The sequence below is a fragment of the Bdellovibrio sp. HCB2-146 genome, from assembly GCF_047345725.1.
In the GTDB taxonomy this organism is placed as follows: domain Bacteria; phylum Bdellovibrionota; class Bdellovibrionia; order Bdellovibrionales; family Bdellovibrionaceae; genus Bdellovibrio.
Genome location: NZ_JBLEQP010000001.1, coordinates 1,664,494 through 1,682,664 on the forward strand (window position 1 = coordinate 1,664,494; position 18,171 = coordinate 1,682,664).

An 18,171-nucleotide genomic window follows, 5' to 3' on the forward strand; every position below is an offset into this window, starting at 1 on the left:
TTAAGCCGCTTTATGTTCAAAGTAAGTAGGCACTACCGAAGTGAGCAGGTCCACTAAAGCAGTGGGACTTTCTTTTGGTGTAAGCCATCTGTTGAAATGTTCTTTTGATAAAAAAACTGGGCAGCGGTCGTGACCGGCTGCTTCGACTTCAGGTGGTGGTTCGTCTGTGATCGCGGCGAAAGATCGCAATAATCCGGATTCGATTTTGGCTTCTTCAAAGATTGCAGCGGACCACATGATTTCCTGATCTTTTGGTTCAAAATAAATAATCTTTGAGTTGCCGTTGCCATCGTCGACGCTTTCGTAAAAACGATGAAATGGAAAGATCGCATGTTTTTTTCCGAAAATGGGTTTCCATGTACGAGAATCTAACAAACGATCACGGCGGGCATTGAAGAGGTTATACTTAAACGCATTCATTTCTTTGCCGTTCTTAGGGCAAAGATGATAACGCATCAAGCGGATCACGTTTTCTTTTCCATCTTGAACAATGACGGGTGCATAGAAATTTGGAAAGACACGAGGAGCGCCCGCTTCTTCAATTTTTTCGTAGTATTCGATTTTTTCTTTGTGCCACTCAACCGTCGCGCGACGTTTTTCTAACTTCTCCGCGAGGTCCTTCGCCTTCGATCCACTTTTTAATTTGGCTTCAAAGTCTTTGACGTCTTGTTCGTACTTTTTCAACTTTGCAGAAAACTTTTCGATCTCAGCTTGATAATGGGCCTTTGCCATTTTCGCTAAACGCTTTTGCAGCGGAGTTTCGGCGTTTTGAATTATATAAGAATCTAAACCAGACGGAATCATCGCCTGGTCGTACTTCGAGCGAATGGTAAAGGCTTCTTCAAAGCTTGTCCAATCGACCTGAGAGCCGAAATGATATTCAAGTTTTCGCAGATCTGCTTCGATCATCGCTGAATAGCACATAATTTAATATCTTAGGTGCCTGTGTTTATGAATGAAAGGAATTCTCGTAGAACAGGACCGTTTCAAGCTATTTTGGAAATTCAAAGCGGATTTGTCATCTCAGGGTGAAGTTTTCAAGTACGACACGCCTCTGTAAAGGTATTGCTCTGAGGCTATATCCAACGTAAGACGATCCTATTTTCCAATGCTTCAGATAAGAATGCGCCTGACGAAATCAATCGTTGAGGCCAAGACCCTTCATGATTTTAGGAATGCATTTTTCGACTCTTGCAATACGCGTTGCCGACTGTTTTGCCGAAGAGAAGTGCATAAGGTACAAACGCTGACGGCCGGGAGTTAAATTTTCGAATGCGGCCTTTAGCTTTTTGTTCCCGTCTAATTTATCTTTAAACTCGGTAGGCATTTTTGGTTGCTTGGTGGTTTTCTTATCAAGTTTAACGTTTGATTCTTCAGCTTTGATCGCTTCTTTGATGTAAGACTTAATTGTGGACTTCATCTTTGAAATTTCAGAAACACTCGTGAACTCAAATCGTCTTGCTGACTGCGAGTTCTCGCCGGGCTGTTTTAATAAACCTTTAGGGTCTTTAAGCGCGAAACCTTTAAAGAACATGATCGCAACAAAGTCTTTGAAGTTTTGAATGATAGCGATATTGGCGTCATTAAGCGTGTAACAAGGAAGTCGCCATTTTAGATCTTCATTAAGTCCGCACTCTAATGCCAGTTGTCTGAGAAGTGTAACTTCATCTTTCCATTTTTTCTGAGTCTTTATAAACGCATCTACTTTTGGATTTTTCGGTGATGATTTCATTGCTGTTTCCTTGCCTACTATCACGTTAGTGTTCCCAAATAGAGGTTGTCGACAAAATTAGAACTTTCTGGACTGCCCTGTAAGCAAGATGTGTTTATGCTGAGATAAAACAAAAAATTTCAAAGGAGCACAATATGGCGGGGACAGTAAACCTTCATCGCGTTTTTACCGCACCAGTGGAAAGAGTTTATCGTGGATTTACAGATCCAGAAGCTTTAGTAAAATGGATGGCTCCGCATGGCTTTACCGCGAAAGTCCATCAGATGGATTTGCGTGTGGGCGGTGGATATAAAATGTCATTTACAAACTTTACCACCAAAAGTGTGCAGTCTTTTGGCGGAACCTATACGGAGATTAAGCCAAATCAACTTCTTAAATATATCGATAAGTTTGATGATCCCAATATGCCTGGTGAAATGAAGATGACGATTTCATTCCGCGAAGTTATTGGTGGAACGGAAGTCAAGATCACGCAGGAAGGAATTCCTGATATGATCCCTGTGGAAATGTGTTACGTCGGATGGCAACAGTCCTTGCACTTGTTGGCTCATGTTGTTGAGCCAACTATTCCCGACGGTAACTAAAGAGAACTTACAAGGTTCAACCCCAAGGCTTCAGCTTCCGCTTTGCAATCGCGAGTTGGTTTTTGGCCTTGGGTGCGCAAATTCAGAACTTCTTTTTTCGCGGCTTCAAGTTCTGCTTGGAAAATCGGATCACTTTGCAGTCTTGCAACAGCACCTGCTGCTACCACACGACCTTGTGTCACGTCGCTTTGCCAGTGCACCCCGCAGATCACGCGGCTTTGACCGTAAGCAAGTCCGCGCGCCAGCAATTCATTTGTTCTTTCAGGGGCAACTTGAGAAAGCACCAAAGCCCACGTCCAACCAGCAGCGGAATGCCCAGATGGGTAAGAGCCGTCTTTTCTCAGAAATTGTTCATCATGTGGTGTGCAGCTTGTAGTGTTATTAAAAACGAACGGGCGTGTGCGTTTGTAATGTTCCTTGGCTTTGTAAGTTGCAAGCGCTCCATCAGCTAACGTACGTCGCATTAACATGTAAAGGTGAGGGGTTTCTTTTTCTGAAATTGGAACATCAAGAGCACAAGAGAAATTTTCCGCAGCTTTCGGAAACTTAAGGTCGGCATCTTCAATGGCTTGTTTCCAGCGAGGAGTATCTTTCAACGAGCGAGTTTTTTTAAAAGCATCTTCGTCGCCGGCAAAGGCAGCTGTTTTCTCAGCTGGTGGTGGAGGCAGCAACGTTAAACTATTTGGGAGATCTTCGTTTTTAAGATAACCCGCAAGAATTCCATGACGAACCACGGGAACTTCTTTTGGAATAACAACAGAAGGGCGCGAACTTGCACAGCCGACAAAGAGTGAGCAGGCAGCAATTAAACGAAATATCGAAGCAGTTTGAGCATTCATAATGATCTCCAAAAAATGTCATGAGTCTTTGATTTAAAAGGAAGTTATGAAAAAAGACAAGGCTAGCGGAGAAACATGACCTTGCTGACTGTCTGTTAAATGCAGGGTCTAAAATACAGCGCGACGTCTTGTGAATATCCCTTATCATCAAGTGGAACGTTTCAAACGAGGAACATATGGATGAGTTAGATGAAAAATCGCGAGAGCGTCGCGAGCTATTGGGTGGCTTTGGCGCAGGACTTGTTGCGGTGGCCTTCGCAAATTCTCAAGCGCAAGCGCAGACCGACGCCCGCACAGTTAAGATCGAACCGCTGCAAGACCCTCGTGGCAAATATCCTAAACCTCCTTTTCAGCAACAATCTCAGCCTTGGCCTGGGCTTGCCAGTAAAATGATTCCGCGACCTGATCACGGAGAAAAATCTTATCGTGGAACCAACCGATTGGCTGGACGAAAAGCTCTTATTACCGGAGGAGATTCCGGCATGGGAAGGGCTGCTGCTATTGCTTACGCACGAGAAGGGGCTGATGTCGCAATTAACTATTTACCGGCTGAAGAAGAGGATGCAAAAGAAGTTTTAGAGCTGATCCGTTCAGCAGGTAGAACAGCGGTGGCAATTCCAGGTGATCTTCGTACAGAAAATTTTTGTCAGGTCCTAGTGCAGACGGCGATCAAACAACTAGGCGGCTTGGATATTTTGGTGAACAATGCAGCCAGACAGCAAACACGAGCTTCTATTTTGGATGTCACTACTGCTGATTTCGATGCGACGATGAAAACAAATGTGTATGCACCGTTTTGGACAATCAAGGCAGCCCTGCCGTATTTAAAACCAGGCTCTGTTATTATCGGTACAAGTTCTGTGCAAGCAACCGATCCTTCTCCGGATCTTTACGATTACGCTCAAACAAAAGCAGCCACTACCAACTACATTCGCTCTTTGGCCAAACAACTTGCGCCGAAAGGTATTCGTGTGAATGGTGTCGCTCCCGGTCCGATCTGGACACCGCTGCAAGTGAGTGGTGGAGCGACACAAGAGAAACTAAAAAAATTCGGAGCGGATAGTCCGATGGGTCGACCGGGACAACCTGCAGAACTGGCATCGATATTCGTACAACTGGCGGCAAACGACGCGAGCTACGCGACAGGACAGATCTATGGTTCGGCCGGCGGCGGAGGAATGCCTTAAGAGTGATACCGATGATACAGATTCACATTCAGCAGGCATAGGATTTGAAATGGAAAGTCCCTATAGAGGACATACCTATGAAGAGCCTAGATACGGTTATATTTCATCTCATAAGAGCTAAAACTGCGTTTCGCCATCTAATAGCGTTTTGCGGCTTGGTGACCATGTTATTGACAGCTTCTTGCGGCCCTCAAAGTTCGGGATCTAAAACAAAGCCGACCCCTCTCGCGGATGAGCAAATTGAGATCCCAGAGGATGGGCACTCTGAAATTGAGCGTCAGCATGAACATGAAGAGAAAACTTCTAAAGAAGAGACAGTTCCTGCTGTTGAGACAAAACCGGAAGTGAAGGTCATTCCCGCAGGTGACACAGCTCAAATTAGAAATGAACAAGCTGCTGATGAAACTATTTTATCAAAAAATTCGCCGTCGCCGATTACAAGTGCGAGTGAGTATTCACGCGCAAATATTGAAGTGTCAGTGAAAGAAGAACTTCCCTCCGCAGCTGATCGTATCAATGCAAGTTATTTGTGGGCGATGAAGCCAACGTTCGTGGATTCCTATAAAGATTCAAACGGCCAAGAGCATACGCACTTTCTGGTTTCACCCGGAAGCTCACAGGAGCTGACAAATATTCTGGCAAAAATGCGTGACGACCTCGTTGTTCGCAACAGCACCAAGAACCATTTACAGTTTGAAATCAAAGAGCAAGGTGTTTGTGATTATAGCGATGGCAAAAGAGACAACGGTTCCAATGCTCCTCTTTGCGTAAGCATGGACGAGATCAAAAATTCAAATGAAAAGCCCGAAGAAAGCCTTCGCCCGTTGATTATGCGTGAGTTTGCATACCAACACGGCGCTGATGAAAAACTCGCGCAACAAGTCGAGCAATACTACAAACTCCCTGCGGTTAAGAATTTGAATTATATCGACAGCATCAAAGGGACGTTCGCGCGTTTGCGCTCTGGCCTCAACTATTTAAAATCAATCAGAACAATCGGAACACAAGAGCATATTTGTGAAACTATCACTCGCTATATCAAACAAGCAGAAATTCTTCGCGACAATGTGAACCGCTTAGGTTTTGTGCCTGATACCGATGCTGAGGGTCAGCCTCGTGTGCTGTTGGCGGAAAACTTGAAATCCATGAAGTCTTTTTGCGAAAATTCATCTGGAGACCGCGAAACACTTCGTCAGCAGATAGAGCAAGCAACGAAGCTCTATGACCAGATTGCGCAAGAGTTTTCAAAAAACTCAGGCGTCATTATTCTGGACTTCTCAATGCATCTATGGCCATTTTAAGGAATGGACAAAAAAGAAAATTCAACACCTGATAGCACTGCAGTTCGCGTCGCTCTTTGGAGAGCGATGCACTTGTACAACTTAGATCGAGAAGCCCATTCTTTTTTAAAGTGATTTTAAGAACTCAACCAAGTCAGCTTTTTCTGCATCTGTCAGACTGAGCTGAAGGTGTCCATTATAGTGTTCGACTACCTCTCCTAAATTTGCAAATCGACCATCATGGTAGTAACCACCTTGAGCACGTGCCCACGCCCCTTTTAGTGGTGTCGTGCGATAGCGTTCTGCTGGAGAGCGCATGGCTTGAAATTCATCAATACCGATCTCAGCACCCGTGTGCATATTCCAACCGGGTTCTGAATAAAGCGGGGGAGTATGGCAGGTAGCGCATTTTGCTTTATCATTAAAAAGAACTTGGCCGCGTTTTGCCATGGCTTCATCAAACGATCCAGCAGGGGCCGCGGGTGCAGTTAATGCCAGTTGATAAGCATGAAGAGCAGCAAGTTTGCTCGTGATTTTGTCATCTGCATTTTTGATATGTCCCATTTTTTCTCGAGCAGCGATGGGATATTTGTTCGCATCGTCTAAACGCGGATCATAGAAAGTTCCCTGACCATGCATTTGTAGATTGGCGACAAAGGCGTTCCAATAGGTAACCGAGCCCCAACCCGTTGACGTGTGCAAGTTAACTCCCATCAACCCATACGCAGCAGGGAGCAGTGTGGCCGCTGTTTTTCCATCAGGACGAAAAGCTTTTCCATCCAAAAATAAAATCGGATCATACCTGCCTGGTCCCCAAGAACTTAAGACGGTTCGAGTTGTGGCATCATCAACACCTAATAATGTATTGTAGTAACTTAGATCTGGAGACAAGCTGACAATGGCACCTACATTTAGGTCTCTGTTGGGCCAACCATCGAGGCGTTTTCCTAATCCTGGAGCTAGAGAATTGTCGACCGTCGAATGGCAGAGTGCGCACTGAACACCGATCGAAGTCATTTGACCGGCATCATTGAAAAAGCCTTTCACTCCGATGATGGCATCTTCTTTTAAAAGAACAATGCTGGTATTTGGATCATCTAAATCGGCAGTTCCGTTTTTGATGGCATCAAGCGTGGCCTGCGAGAGGGATTCGATGTCGACTTTTAGTCCGACAGCCAGCGCAGCTTTGGGACTCACGCCCGCGCCAACGCCGCCGTTTTTCTCTCCGATAATAGCGTGATGCAAGCGGAGTTTATCCCCCCAAAAAGTTTCGCTGCCAAAAGTATCGTGACGGAATATTTCCCGGCCTTCTTCAACAATGTCAGTTGCGCGAGCAGGTGGATTTTTACCAAAGGCTTTTTGGAATCCTCCTTTACTGATGGCCATCGCTGTCACAGCTGTGGTGGCGAAAAGCAAAGAAGAAAGAAGAATTAGATTTTTCGTTCTCATGATTCAATCTCCTGGTTTTGTAAGTTCCCAGATATTGAATCGCGAACAAGAAAGCCTCAAATTAATTTCTTGATGTCGTTAAAGATCAACAAAGCATGTTTGTGATGAAACAGTGCTTAAGTGTCGACAGTTTCCAATTTCTTTTTGGCACTGGCAACGATGACGGGAATGTCGTTGATAGGAGGGAAGTGTCCCATAGTTAAACTGGTAAATTGGTAAGTCGGAAGAGCGCCTGGACACACCACAAGAACCCCGCCAAGTTGCCAAACATTTCCAGAGCCTGCGTTTTCTTTTCTCGCGGCAAAGCGAATGGCTTTGTATAAAAATTCAGGACGAGAATGCATAGTTCCTGGATCAATCCAGAATCCTTTTTTAAATCCAGCAGCTCTAAATGTTTTTAATGTCGGGTCTGTGTAAAACGAAGCCTCTTGCAAACCAAAAGTCTTTTTGAATTCCGCTAGGAAATGAGGTGAACCATTGCCGATAAAATGAATCTTTGCACCTTTTTCTTCGTACTTTTTGCGGTTTTCCCAAACATCAAGTGCATGTCGGCGACAGGCATCGCAGGCGAAATGACGTAAGAAAACAAATATCGCGGGTTGATGCTCCCATAAAGATCGGATGGAAATGCTCTCTCCATCTTCCTTCATGACAGTGCAGAGCTTGAAATTTTCAATATCAACTACGATTTTTGTGTCGTGAGCGGTAGCCATAGACAAAATTTACCAAACAGATGTTGGATCTGTCATTATTCGGATCTGCGAAATAACTTAAACACAGACCGAAGTAGTGAATCGCTGTTGGGGGAAAATTAGAGATCTCTCCACTGGTTAGTGCTATAATAAGTTTTTTGCTCAGTGGGGTGGCATGCAAACTCAAATCAATAACTTCCAGAAAGAAATTTTCTTTTCTGTTGATTCGGAAAAAGAATTAATTCAGGCCTTTCGTTTGAGAGATCAAAAAAAATTGGTCCTTCCTGACAACCTCAAGTTTCCGCTCAACGTGCGTTCTTACTTTACTTGGAAAGAGCCTTCCGGAGTTTACGTTTATCTTGTTTTTAAAATGCCAAATTGGGATATGCCCCGTGGAGTGGCCTTTAAAAGGACCCCACCGACGGGGGAATCAGTCGGTGGGCTTTGTAACTGGTGTCATGCCTATGGGTCATCGGAAGAAATTGGATTTTTATCTGTGGTGATGGACCCGAATATCAGCAATTCCTATATTCTATGCCGAGATTTGAGTTGCATTGAAAAAATCGAAGATGCGGCAATGCTTGCCGGTAAAGATCCAGAAAAGCCCATCGCCGAGCTCTATCATCGCATGAGTAAGCTCTTTGAAAGACTTAGCGGGCACAAACCAGATTAATTATTTTTTGAGAGTTAAGCGCACAGGACAGTGATCCGAACCCATCACATCAGCGCAGATCGATGCTGACTTAAGACGATCTGAGGCTTCTTTATTCACTAAGAAATAATCTAAGCGCCAACCAATGTTCTTTTCGCGAACACCGGGACGATAGCTCCACCAAGTATAATGATCAGGTCCTTGTTCGAACTTGCGAAAGCTATCGACCCATTCAAGCTTATCCAGGAATCTCGTCATCCAAGCGCGTTCTTCTGGGAGAAAGCCTGCGTTTTTCATATTGGTCTTTGGATTTCTTAGATCGATTTCTTTGTGCGCTATATTGAAGTCACCGCAGATCATTACTTCACGGCCTTTTTTTCTTAAAGATTCAAGGCGCTTTTCGGCCGCGGTACAGAATTCCAATTTGAATGGTAATCTTGCATGGTCACGCTGACTATTCGGGAAATAACTATTCACGACCGTGATATTTCCAAAGTCAGCTTCAAGCCAACGTCCTTCGCGATCAAATTTTTGAATACTCAGACCAATGCGAACATCGTCGGGTTCTTTTTTTGAATAGAGAGCTAATCCTGAGTAACCAGCTTTCTCAGCAAAGGCCCAAGAAGAATGATAACGGGCAGGATGATAGAAAGTTTCATCCTTCTGAATCGCTTCATCTGTGATTTTGATTTCTTGAAGGCAAACAACGTCGGCCTTTTCTTTTTCAAACCATTCGCGAAAGTTTTTACGATGAACAGAGCGAAGGCCGTTAACATTCCAGGAAATTAATTTCATGCATCTACATTAGGCTTCTGCCAAGAAAAAGGTCAAGGCCTGCTGTCTTAAGTCTTGGGTGCACATTGTGGGATTTAAGAAACAGTTTTAGCCAATTAAGTCTTAGGGTTAGCGTCTTTGGATGAGAAATTTCAAAGGGGAAAATGAATGTGAATGAAGAATGTTATCATAAATTATGGAGGTCATCATGCGTGCTCCAAACTTTAAAGTGATAAATAAGATCAGCTATATTTTGCGTTTTTATCGAAGACTCAAAGGTTTTTCGCAAGCAGAAATGGCAGAAGCCCTCCAAATCTCTCCACGTAACTTTCAGCGTTTAGAAATGGGGGAGGTTGAACCGAAGCTTGAAACACTCGGTCGAATTGCAAAGTTTTTGGAACTGCCAATTTCGTCGTTGATTCGTATGACTGCGGTCGAGGACCTCTTGATCTCAGATGTTTCATCCAGCACTGAGCGCACAAATTATCGCGAGCTCAATAATGTCGTCACTTATGACCAAGAGGATGTTCGCTTTGTGCAAAGAATGATTGAGTTGGACAAAAAACGGCTGCCTGATGAAAGTTCTGGTATGGCAGCCGAACTTAAAGGCACTGTTGCGACAATGACCGAAAACTTATCTGCACTGATTGGTTTTGAAAACTCGGTTGTTGATGTACAGCCCTATGCTCTGAAAGTTTCAACGGTAGAACGCTGGGAAATTATTTTTCGTTACGGCTTAACTGAGGCTCTTATTGAAACCATGTATGCTTTCCCAAAGGGATTTAAAGTTCTGCAGCATTTTCACTGCAATTTAAATCCCAATCCCGATAATCCCACCTCATCAATGTACGTACGAGATGTCACAGACCGCCATAATATGACGGTCTGGCTGAATCAATTAAGTATAGGAAAAACGTTTTAGTTAAGTCACATTGTCGCAGTTATCGAGGGCCAGAGAGTAAATAGTCTTCAAGCTTATCAAATGAGCCCGTCCAACCTTGAGTCATACCAGCGCGGCCTTTGATAAATGTATCAAGTTCTTCCGCGGTAAATTCTCCAGTCGGTTCCCACTCAACAGTCACACGAGTTTGATCAGGTCCTTCTTCAGTTAAAGTTACAACCGTGAGCATCTTGGCGGGCCAAGTCGGTGCGAGAGGATGACGGGAGAGGTTTTCATTCTCATCACAGAACTCTTGGGTGTAGACAATGCGATCGGGACGAATTTCTTGGTAGTGAGCACGTCCGTACATTTTCATTCCGCTGTCGTTGTTCATAAAATAGAAAGTACTTCCGCCTGGCTTAATATCCGAGCGGATAAACTCCATTTTGAAACCTGTCGGTGGAAGCCATTTTTCAAAATGCTTTGGATTCGTCCACATTTCAAACATTGTTGCCAATGGCACTTCAAATGAACGATTGATAACGAATTTTTCTTTACCAGAGGCTCTTTTCTCCAAAAATTCACCCAGGCGATCCCATGTTGAATTGCCGCCAGCTTGTTTGATTAATTTTTTTGTTTGTTGTGCGGCCTCTGGAGTTGGCAACGTCATCGTCATTTCAAAATGAGTTTTGCCTTTGATCTCTTTGAATGTCGCGGTTACGCGGAAAAGAGGCGGGCGATCTTTGTCTTCATTACCTCCATGATCGTAAACCAAGCGAGCGTAAGGTTCGACTTCATGGTAGATGGTTTTATTTTCGTAGTCGGTGCCATCAGGTCCATGCATTGTATAAGACCAATGACCACCGACTCTCAAATCTTTGCTATGAGTTGTAAGAGTAAAGCCGCGCGGTCCCCACCACTGCGCCACTTGCTCGGGATCCGTCCAAGCATCCCAGACAGTTTTTACCGGAGCATCGTAAATTCTTGTGAGCGTCAGTTCATTCGGTTTACTTTTTGCGGCCATGTTTTTTCCCTTTCGGTTTTTCTTTAGCAGTGACGGTTTTTAAGTAAGCATCTAGACGATCTAAACTTTCTTCCCAAAAAATTCGGTAGTGCTCCATCCAGTCGGAGACATCTTTCAAGGCGTTGGCATTTAATTTACAAGGTCGCCACTGGGCCTCTTTAGTTTTGGTGATGAGACCTGCCTTTTCCAAAACTTTTAAATGCTTTGTGACGGCTGGAAGACTCATTTCCTTCAGAAATGGTTTCGCCAAATCAGACACATTGGCTTCACCTTCGGAAAGACGAGCAAGCATTGCCCGGCGGGTGGGATCTGCGAGTGCGGCAAAGGTTTGGCTGAGTTGATCTTGCATATTTTACCTATCGGTTAATTAACTAATAAGTTAAGTATAAAAAGAACCAAGTAAATTGTCAAATTTGCCGAATTTACCAGCAATATTAGCTAGATATAAAGGACTGCTTGGGTTAGGATGCCCCCATGAGTGTCAAGGTTTCGCGAATTCTGCATGCGGGTTATGTATTTGAGTGTGAGGGCACTCAAATTGCTTTTGATACGATTTTTGAAAACCCATTCAGCCGAAATTGTTATGCCTTTCCTGATGTCGAGTTTGATCAAGCGCAAATCCGAAATTTGAAATTTTCTGCCGTGTTTATATCTCATTATCACGATGATCACTGCTCGCTAGAGAGTTTAAATCTTCTGGATCGCGAGACACCGATTTACATGTACTGTGTGTTTGAAGAAATCTTTACTTGGATTCAAGAGTTGGGATTTAAAAATGTTTACTCACTTACTTTGAATAAGCCAGTGAACATCGGCGCATTTGAAGTGATCCCGCGTCGTGCCTTGGATGCAGAGGTGGATTCTCTTTTTCAAATCAAAGCAGCTGGCATGAATATCCTCAACGTTGTTGATTCTTGGATTGATTATGACACTTTAGAACTGCTGAAAAACGAATCACCATGGGATATGATTCTTTGGCCCTTTCAAACGATGCGAGAACTTGAAGTGATTGCGCCGACTCGTTTTCCTGCGGCCCTTCAAGAGCTTCCTCCAGAATGGATCGAGCAGTTGCAAGCTCTCGATCCTCGCTTTGTCGTACCCAGCTCTTGTCAGTTTAAACAAGAGAGTTGGTCTTGGTATAACAATGCTTTCTTCCCCATCTCATACCAATTCTTTCAAGAAGAAGTTCAGCAAGCGTTGCCATCAGCAAAAGTGATTCGGCTCAATCCGTCTGTTTCAATACTTCTCGGTAAACAAGGTATAGAGCCCTCCGCACCTCTTCCGTGGGTTAAACCTAAAGGAGAGCAAAACCTAGATTATCAATATTTGCCCGCGTTGGTTCCGCCAGCAACGGCAGAAATTGCAAAGAACTTCCCAGAGTTAAATGCAGTCCAAACCCAACGCGTTTACAAATTCTGCGAAGAAGAAATTCTGCAAAAGTATACAACCCTTGATCAATTGGAAGAGTCATTCTTTGACCGTCCTCGCAACTGGCGGCTTTCAGTATTTGATCACACAGGTGCAGCCAAACACTTCACCTACTCGGTTCAGCAAGGTCATTTGCAAATTCAGGAAGAGGATCGTGCACCATTGGAATGGTCAACCGAAGTCCCTCTTTACAAACTTTTTGCGGCTTTGGATCTAGGTGAATCACTAACTTCAATGTATGTGCGAATCAATTCCATGAAATTCAGCGCGGAAATCGAAAAAGAAATGGAATCCGTGGACATCATGGAGGACCCGTTAGTCCGTTGTCTCTTCACGAGCGAATTCGGTTCCTACCAACTCGAGCAACTTAAACGAATTAAGGGTTCTTGGTCATAAATATGTTTCCGTTTGCTTAAGTCCTGTGAGTGTGGCGAAATTTAAGGACACAAACATATTTACAGGAGCGTTTTCAGTTGAAACTCTTTAATCGTCTTTTTGCGTGTATTGTTCTTTCGTTATCCGTTGGTTGCACTCGTATTGAAACCGGGGAGGTCGGCGTTCGCATTGGATTTGATAAACAAATCAGCCCAGGCGAATTATTGCCAGGAAGCTTCAATCAAACCCTCATTGGAAGTGTATTAACATTTCCTGTAAAAGACGTGAGTGTGAGAGTCGAGGATATGACACCACTTGCAAAAGACAATAGCACAATGAAGGATTTTGATGCGCTCGTGATTTATAGTATCAATCCTCAGTCCGTGAGTGAGTTGTATGTTTCCAAGAACAGGTCTTTTCATGCCGAACATGATGGAGACATCTACTTGATGTATAACTATGTTCATCAAACTGCTCGAAACGCGATTTATAAATCCGCAAGAAAATACGATGCTCTTGATATGAACGACAACCGTCAAGCCATTGAAACAGAAGTAAAAGACCTTATGGTTCACAGTCTCGCGGATGAAAAACTTGATTCGGCGATTACTATCAGCCAAGTCTTAGTAAGAGTTATCTTGCCAGCAGACTCCGTCGTGGCTTCCGCAAACGACCTTGTGCGCGCAAAAAATGAATACAAGCAAAAAGAGGTGGAAGTCCAAACAGCCAAAAAAGAAGCAGAACGAATTGCTGCGCTTAATGCGAATAAAGGCGCTATTGAATATATGTCAGCGATGGCAAATATGAAGATTGCAGAGGCGATTGCGAATGGCAGAGTGAATACGATAGTCATTCCGATGGACTTTAAGGGAATGGTAAACATCAGCAAATAAAACCAGGCGAAAAGACCCGAGCAGACTTTGAGTCTGCTCGGGGTATATTTAGTGAGCTGTTGCGGTTGCCGCTGCGACTCTTGAGTGCTGCTTCAAGGCACTGATCAAGTTTGCTTTCTTTACTGGTTTCGTCAGGTGTGACGTGCATCCAGCAAGGAGAGTTTTTACCAGTTCTGTCTCAAGAGCGTGTGCGGTGAATGCGATAATTGGTTTTTCATAGCCAAGGGAGCGCAAGATTTTTGTAGCGCTAATTCCGTCTACTTCTGGCATCTGAATATCCATTAAAATAACGTCGTAGTCATCGCTTCTTGCCATGACGGTTGCTTCTCGACCATTGCGAGCAAAATTCAAAGCGACGCCTGTTGATTTTAAATAGGCTTCGATCAATTTCGCATTATCCGGAGAGTCATCTGCTAGCAGAACCTTCATACCCGCAAGTTCTGGGTCAGGTGGGGCAATCGGAGTTGCAACCAAATCCTGGAGTGATGAAACTTTAGATAAATACGAATTTGCAGGAACTGTCAGACGGAAACAGCTGCCCTTGCCCAGAACACTGTGTTTCAGCTCGAGGTTTCCACCTAAAGCTAAAGCCAGTTTGTGAGAAAGCGCGAGTCCCAATCCCGTACCGCCAAATCGGCGATTGATGGACGGATCTGCTTGCGTGAATGGCTGGAAGAGATTTTTAACGCCTTCTTCAGCAATTCCAATCCCTGAATCTTCAACCTCAACGACGATTTGTTCTTGTTCTGAGATTTTTTCACTCGCTAAACGAAGAGTGACTTCTCCTTCACTGGTGAATTTGATGGCATTGCTCATCAGATTCATCAGGATTTGCCGCAGTCGCGTCGGATCTGATTGGATCGATGACGGAACAACGGAAGAGTAATCAAAACGTGTTTTGAGTGACTTCTTTTGTGCCAGCACCTTGGTGGCGTTGAATACTTCAAGAGCAATATTTTCTACTGAAACAGGCACCGAGCTAATTTGAATTTTTCCTTCTTCAACACGGGTCAAATCCAAAACGCTATCAATGATGTTCATAAGGTGTGCGCCACTTCCGCGCACGCGCTCAAGGTAGTCTTGATGTATGCTGCTCAGAGGAGCATCTGCCAAGAGTTCCGTGAAACCCAAAATTCCATTTAACGGAGTGCGAATTTCATGGCTCATATGTGCTAAGAACTGCGACTTCGCTTCATTAGCTGCTTCCGCCATTTTTGTTTCCATGCGGAACTTCGACATATTCAAGTTTGAGCGAACAATAGCAATCAACTCTTTTGCCGAGAATGGTTTCGTCAGATAATCATCTGCTCCAGCATCAAGTCCCAAAACCTTCGAGTCAGCTCCCGCACGTGCAGATAAAAGAATAATTGGAATCGAACACCAGAGTGGATTTTCACGGACTTTAGAGACCAATCCAAATCCATCTAAATTAGGCATCATGACGTCTGAGAGGATCAAATCATAAGATTGCTTCTTAAGAGCGGCAATAGCCTGAGTTCCATCAGAGACGGCATCGACTTCCCAATGTTTTTCTAGGAGACCATGAACGTAGCGACGCATATCCGTGTTATCGTCGACAAGTAGGATGCGAGTTTTTCGATCTTTGCAGATGGTTTCGATAGCACCTTCCACATCAGTTGAATCAGCCACTTTGCTTGTGCAACTTGTCTCAGTACCCCATTGCATGGCTTCTTCAAGGTAAGTTTTGCGACGAACCGAAGAGTAAGAGACGTTGCGAGTGGCAAGGCGGCCCGCAGGCAGGTGGTCTTTTCCGAAAGGAACAGAGACGGTAAACGTGCTGCCTTGACCAAGCGTACTTTCCACACTGATATGTCCACCATGGAGGTGGATGATTTCTTCAATAAGGGACAGACCGATGCCTGTGCCTTCATGACTTCGTCCTTTGGCGCCCTCTACACGATGGAAACGTTTGAAAATATTTGGAAGTTCGTTTTCTGGAATTCCAGTTCCTGTATCTTTGACCTCAAGAATAAATCTATTTTCGAGGCGGCGAGTGCGAACTTCGATTCGTCCTGACATTGTAAACTTATAGGCATTCGAAAGAAGGTTCAGAACGATTTTTTCCCATTTTTCGGCATCCAAATAAAGGTCTTCATCAAGCTCTGGAGTGTCGACAATGAATTCAATCCCCGCATCTTCAATCATGGAGCGGAATACGCTCGCCACATCAGCTGTCAAAGCCGGAGCTTTTGTCGCTTCATAGATAAGATGGGCTTTTCCGGATTCAAGTCGTGAGAAATCCAAAAGACAGTTCACCATCTTTAAAAGTCTGAGACAACCGCGATGGACAATTTTGAGTTTATCGTAATCGAAATAAAGACCGTCGAGCATTTCCTCGATGGGTCCTAGCATTAATGTCAGAGGTGTACGGAACTCATGGCTCACATTGCTAAAGAATGTTGTTTTGGCTTTATCAAGCTCAGTCAGGGCTTCTGCGCGTTTTTTCTCAAGCTCGTAGGCGACTGAGTTATCTATAATAGTGGCGATATGTGAAGCCACGAGATCGAAGAATGTGATGTAAGCAGAATCCAATGGGCGGTGCGGATTTGGCACAACCAGAAGAATTCCAGCAACCTTATCTGCAACCAGTGAACGAATTGGGAAAAGGTGCATGCCCTCTTGGGGTGTTACATAAGTGCCGTCGAGATTTTGCTTGAGTTGCTCGGGTAAAATTTCACCTGGTTGAAGCTCACCAGTGGACTGGCGAAGCTGGTTGCCGTTTTCATCAATGGAGTAAAGTGCAGCTAGCGGCAAATCCATTGGGTTCACAGATAAAATATCAATGATAGAAGCAAAAGCAGAACTAAGAGTTTGAGGTTCCCCAGCTTTAGCACTTAATTTTCTGAGCGTGCGCAAACGTCTGTTACCGAGAATTTTTTCTGTTGTTTCGGTACTCGCACAGAAAATTCCGTCAGCCTGCCCCGATGCTCCGTAAATAGGACTGAACGAAAACGTCATGTAAACTTCTTCTTGAGTGATCTTACGATCGAAGAACATTTGCATGTCCTCTGACCAGCTCGCGTAACCCAGAGTTTTAACATCATCAATCATTGGTCCAATTGTTGGCCAGATTTCTGCCCAAACCTCACGACCAGATCGGCCTAACGCTTTAGGATGTTTTTGTGAACCAAGATATGAAATGTAAGCATCATTGTAAAAATAAGTAAGTGAAGGTCCCCACCAAATATTCATTGGAAAACGTGATGTGAGACAAATACTGATGGAAGTTATGAGATTTTGTGGCCAGGTTTCTGGCGACCCCAATGGGGTTGTTGTCCAATCGAAAGCACGCATGTGTTGCGCCATTTCGCTATCGCCTGGAAAAATTTTTTCAAGAGAGTTCGCACCTAGAGTTTGGTTTTCAGTTTTATTTTTCATAGTGCGGAGGGGATAGCATCGTGCTTTTTAAATAAGCAATACACGAATATGTTAATTTCCTAACTATAATTAAATCGTGTGATTCCATAATTAATTACAGAAATTGTGAATTCGAACATTGAATGTCGATGCCGTAACTTTCACGGTTTATTCAGGTAAATTTAGATTACAGAATACTCTAGACTTCTACTTTTGCGTCTTTCGCCTTGAGCAGTGAAGAGACATAGGTCAATAGCGCATTGATAAGAAGAAGACCCGCAATCACGATAAGCAAAGTTTTTAATAAGAAGTCGTACTTCTCGACATCTAAAAGCGTACGTTGATTCACACTGTCTTCAAATCTTAAAATAGGTGCCATGATTTCTTGAATACTTCTTCTATAGGAAAGGTCATAGAGTTTGCTTATGGCCTTATTTTTCTTTTCGTTCAAAGCGCTTGGATTTGGTAACTCTCTCACCATCATCATTGCTTCTGTTTCAAATCGCGCGAGCTCATTGGATTGTTTCTCAGCGAAATCCAGAAGGAGAATTTCGTCGGTCTTAAATGAGGCCTCATTCATGAGTGTACGTAATGGCACAGTTCGGCCGTCGGCACGTGGTTTAACACCGTTTCGAATGTCCAATATGGATTGGAATTCCTGCCAGTAACGAATGTCTCCTGTTGCAACGTACGCTCGTGCGGCAGTGGTCAGGTCACGCGAACTATGACGAAGCTCTTCGGCTAATCGAATCGAGCGAAAGCGGACTTCCCAAGCTTTATAAGTTTGATTATCAGCGTGAATAGCAAAACCAATCAGAATGATCTGAAAGATAATCATTAGCGCAGAGAAAAAGTCCAAGAATTTTGCGGCCTGAAGAGCTCTCATTTTTTCACCCGACATAGACTTTCTTTTATCAGAATTGATTTCATGTCGGCAAAGAGTTCTGAAACAAAGTTGTAGATGTAATTGTCAAATCACAGTAGTATTTCCATGCATCATGGAG

At 43.9% G+C, this 18,171-nt stretch carries 17 protein-coding genes; 7 read left to right on the plus strand and 10 right to left on the minus strand.

Annotated features, from left to right (window positions below; genetic code table 11):
- Together ACLWOR_RS08145 and ACLWOR_RS08150 are read right to left on the minus strand one after the other, a co-directional pair.
- Nucleotides 1-924, minus strand: coding sequence for an SOS response-associated peptidase family protein (locus ACLWOR_RS08145; RefSeq protein ID WP_413940200.1), 924 nt, complete (start codon nucleotides 922-924; stop codon nucleotides 1-3).
- A gap of 214 nt (nucleotides 925-1,138) precedes the next feature.
- Nucleotides 1,139-1,732, minus strand: a complete 594-nt coding sequence (locus ACLWOR_RS08150) for a YdeI/OmpD-associated family protein (protein WP_413940201.1) — start codon at nucleotides 1,730-1,732, stop codon at nucleotides 1,139-1,141.
- Between the two features lie 134 nt (nucleotides 1,733-1,866).
- Between ACLWOR_RS08150 and ACLWOR_RS08155 the strand changes: the two genes are divergently transcribed.
- Nucleotides 1,867-2,316 (plus strand): SRPBCC family protein, encoded by a 450-nt coding sequence (locus ACLWOR_RS08155; RefSeq protein ID WP_413940202.1) that lies wholly within the window; start codon nucleotides 1,867-1,869, stop codon nucleotides 2,314-2,316.
- On the opposite strand, the gene ACLWOR_RS08160 is transcribed toward ACLWOR_RS08155, so the two are convergent.
- Nucleotides 2,313-3,155, minus strand: coding sequence for an acid phosphatase (locus tag ACLWOR_RS08160; protein ID WP_413940203.1), 843 nt, complete (start codon nucleotides 3,153-3,155; stop codon nucleotides 2,313-2,315). The two genes, ACLWOR_RS08155 and ACLWOR_RS08160, sit on opposite strands and share 4 nt — an antisense overlap.
- Nucleotides 3,156-3,331: 176 nt before the next feature.
- On the opposite strand from ACLWOR_RS08160, the gene ACLWOR_RS08165 reads away from it, so the two are divergent.
- Complete coding sequence (locus ACLWOR_RS08165; protein ID WP_413940204.1) at nucleotides 3,332-4,342, plus strand: SDR family oxidoreductase; 1,011 nt, start codon at nucleotides 3,332-3,334, stop codon at nucleotides 4,340-4,342.
- 77 nt (nucleotides 4,343-4,419) lie between these two features.
- Nucleotides 4,420-5,643 carry a hypothetical protein gene (locus tag ACLWOR_RS08170; RefSeq protein ID WP_413940205.1) on the plus strand — a complete coding sequence of 408 codons (1,224 nt, stop codon included), beginning with the start codon at nucleotides 4,420-4,422 and terminating at the stop codon, nucleotides 5,641-5,643.
- A 105-nt stretch (nucleotides 5,644-5,748) separates the two neighbouring features.
- On the opposite strand, the gene ACLWOR_RS08175 is transcribed toward ACLWOR_RS08170, so the two are convergent.
- Together ACLWOR_RS08175 and ACLWOR_RS08180 are read right to left on the minus strand one after the other, a co-directional pair.
- Nucleotides 5,749-7,071 (minus strand): c-type cytochrome, encoded by a 1,323-nt coding sequence (locus ACLWOR_RS08175; protein ID WP_413940206.1) that lies wholly within the window; start codon nucleotides 7,069-7,071, stop codon nucleotides 5,749-5,751.
- A 116-nt stretch (nucleotides 7,072-7,187) separates the two neighbouring features.
- Complete coding sequence (locus ACLWOR_RS08180) at nucleotides 7,188-7,784, minus strand: AhpC/TSA family protein (RefSeq protein WP_413940207.1); 597 nt, start codon at nucleotides 7,782-7,784, stop codon at nucleotides 7,188-7,190.
- 154 nt (nucleotides 7,785-7,938) lie between these two features.
- Between ACLWOR_RS08180 and ACLWOR_RS08185 the strand changes: the two genes are divergently transcribed.
- Nucleotides 7,939-8,436, plus strand: coding sequence for an FBP domain-containing protein (locus tag ACLWOR_RS08185; protein ID WP_413940208.1), 498 nt, complete (start codon nucleotides 7,939-7,941; stop codon nucleotides 8,434-8,436).
- Here the strand turns inward: ACLWOR_RS08185 and ACLWOR_RS08190 are convergent, their stop codons facing one another.
- Entirely contained in the window at nucleotides 8,437-9,210 is a 774-nt protein-coding gene (locus ACLWOR_RS08190) for an exodeoxyribonuclease III (RefSeq protein WP_413940209.1), read from the minus strand.
- Nucleotides 9,211-9,397: 187 nt separating this feature from the next.
- On the opposite strand from ACLWOR_RS08190, the gene ACLWOR_RS08195 reads away from it, so the two are divergent.
- Nucleotides 9,398-10,111 carry a helix-turn-helix domain-containing protein gene (locus ACLWOR_RS08195; protein WP_413940210.1) on the plus strand — a complete coding sequence of 238 codons (714 nt, stop codon included), beginning with the start codon at nucleotides 9,398-9,400 and terminating at the stop codon, nucleotides 10,109-10,111.
- 19 nt (nucleotides 10,112-10,130) lie between these two features.
- On the opposite strand, the gene ACLWOR_RS08200 is transcribed toward ACLWOR_RS08195, so the two are convergent.
- Both ACLWOR_RS08200 and ACLWOR_RS08205 read right to left on the minus strand, forming a co-directional pair.
- Nucleotides 10,131-11,093 (minus strand): SRPBCC family protein, encoded by a 963-nt coding sequence (locus ACLWOR_RS08200; protein ID WP_413940211.1) that lies wholly within the window; start codon nucleotides 11,091-11,093, stop codon nucleotides 10,131-10,133.
- The gene (locus ACLWOR_RS08205) at nucleotides 11,077-11,442 is read right to left on the minus strand and encodes an ArsR/SmtB family transcription factor (RefSeq protein ID WP_413940212.1); all 366 of its coding nucleotides are present in this window, start codon (nucleotides 11,440-11,442) and stop codon (nucleotides 11,077-11,079) included. Before ACLWOR_RS08205 ends, ACLWOR_RS08200 begins: the two co-directional genes overlap by 17 nt.
- A gap of 125 nt (nucleotides 11,443-11,567) precedes the next feature.
- On the opposite strand from ACLWOR_RS08205, the gene ACLWOR_RS08210 reads away from it, so the two are divergent.
- Both ACLWOR_RS08210 and ACLWOR_RS08215 read left to right on the plus strand, forming a co-directional pair.
- Nucleotides 11,568-12,917 (plus strand): MBL fold metallo-hydrolase, encoded by a 1,350-nt coding sequence (locus ACLWOR_RS08210; protein WP_413940213.1) that lies wholly within the window; start codon nucleotides 11,568-11,570, stop codon nucleotides 12,915-12,917.
- A 77-nt stretch (nucleotides 12,918-12,994) separates the two neighbouring features.
- Nucleotides 12,995-13,789 (plus strand): SPFH domain-containing protein, encoded by a 795-nt coding sequence (locus tag ACLWOR_RS08215; protein ID WP_413940214.1) that lies wholly within the window; start codon nucleotides 12,995-12,997, stop codon nucleotides 13,787-13,789.
- 48 nt (nucleotides 13,790-13,837) lie between these two features.
- Here ACLWOR_RS08215 and ACLWOR_RS08220 read toward each other — a convergent pair whose 3' ends face one another.
- Together ACLWOR_RS08220 and ACLWOR_RS08225 are read right to left on the minus strand one after the other, a co-directional pair.
- Nucleotides 13,838-17,188, minus strand: a complete 3,351-nt coding sequence (locus ACLWOR_RS08220; protein ID WP_413940215.1) for an ATP-binding protein — start codon at nucleotides 17,186-17,188, stop codon at nucleotides 13,838-13,840.
- Nucleotides 17,189-17,366: 178 nt separating this feature from the next.
- Nucleotides 17,367-18,068 carry a hypothetical protein gene (locus tag ACLWOR_RS08225; RefSeq protein WP_413940216.1) on the minus strand — a complete coding sequence of 234 codons (702 nt, stop codon included), beginning with the start codon at nucleotides 18,066-18,068 and terminating at the stop codon, nucleotides 17,367-17,369.
- Between the last annotated feature and the right edge of the window lie 103 nt (nucleotides 18,069-18,171).

Coding starts and splice junctions, on each gene's coding strand:
- ACLWOR_RS08165 (WP_413940204.1), top strand. CDS start 3,332: ATGGATGAGTTAGATGAAAAATCGCGAGAGCGTCGCGAGCTATTGGGT.
- ACLWOR_RS08205 (WP_413940212.1), bottom strand. CDS start 11,442: ATGCAAGATCAACTCAGCCAAACCTTTGCCGCACTCGCAGATCCCACC.
- ACLWOR_RS08155 (WP_413940202.1), top strand. CDS start 1,867: ATGGCGGGGACAGTAAACCTTCATCGCGTTTTTACCGCACCAGTGGAA.
- ACLWOR_RS08200 (WP_413940211.1), bottom strand. CDS start 11,093: ATGGCCGCAAAAAGTAAACCGAATGAACTGACGCTCACAAGAATTTAC.
- ACLWOR_RS08170 (WP_413940205.1), top strand. CDS start 4,420: ATGAAGAGCCTAGATACGGTTATATTTCATCTCATAAGAGCTAAAACT.
- ACLWOR_RS08145 (WP_413940200.1), bottom strand. CDS start 924: ATGTGCTATTCAGCGATGATCGAAGCAGATCTGCGAAAACTTGAATAT.
- ACLWOR_RS08190 (WP_413940209.1), bottom strand. CDS start 9,210: ATGAAATTAATTTCCTGGAATGTTAACGGCCTTCGCTCTGTTCATCGT.
- ACLWOR_RS08210 (WP_413940213.1), top strand. CDS start 11,568: ATGAGTGTCAAGGTTTCGCGAATTCTGCATGCGGGTTATGTATTTGAG.
- ACLWOR_RS08195 (WP_413940210.1), top strand. CDS start 9,398: ATGCGTGCTCCAAACTTTAAAGTGATAAATAAGATCAGCTATATTTTG.
- ACLWOR_RS08150 (WP_413940201.1), bottom strand. CDS start 1,732: ATGAAATCATCACCGAAAAATCCAAAAGTAGATGCGTTTATAAAGACT.
- ACLWOR_RS08160 (WP_413940203.1), bottom strand. CDS start 3,155: ATGAATGCTCAAACTGCTTCGATATTTCGTTTAATTGCTGCCTGCTCA.
- ACLWOR_RS08220 (WP_413940215.1), bottom strand. CDS start 17,188: ATGAAAAATAAAACTGAAAACCAAACTCTAGGTGCGAACTCTCTTGAA.
- ACLWOR_RS08185 (WP_413940208.1), top strand. CDS start 7,939: ATGCAAACTCAAATCAATAACTTCCAGAAAGAAATTTTCTTTTCTGTT.
- ACLWOR_RS08225 (WP_413940216.1), bottom strand. CDS start 18,068: ATGTCGGGTGAAAAAATGAGAGCTCTTCAGGCCGCAAAATTCTTGGAC.
- ACLWOR_RS08175 (WP_413940206.1), bottom strand. CDS start 7,071: ATGAGAACGAAAAATCTAATTCTTCTTTCTTCTTTGCTTTTCGCCACC.
- ACLWOR_RS08180 (WP_413940207.1), bottom strand. CDS start 7,784: ATGGCTACCGCTCACGACACAAAAATCGTAGTTGATATTGAAAATTTC.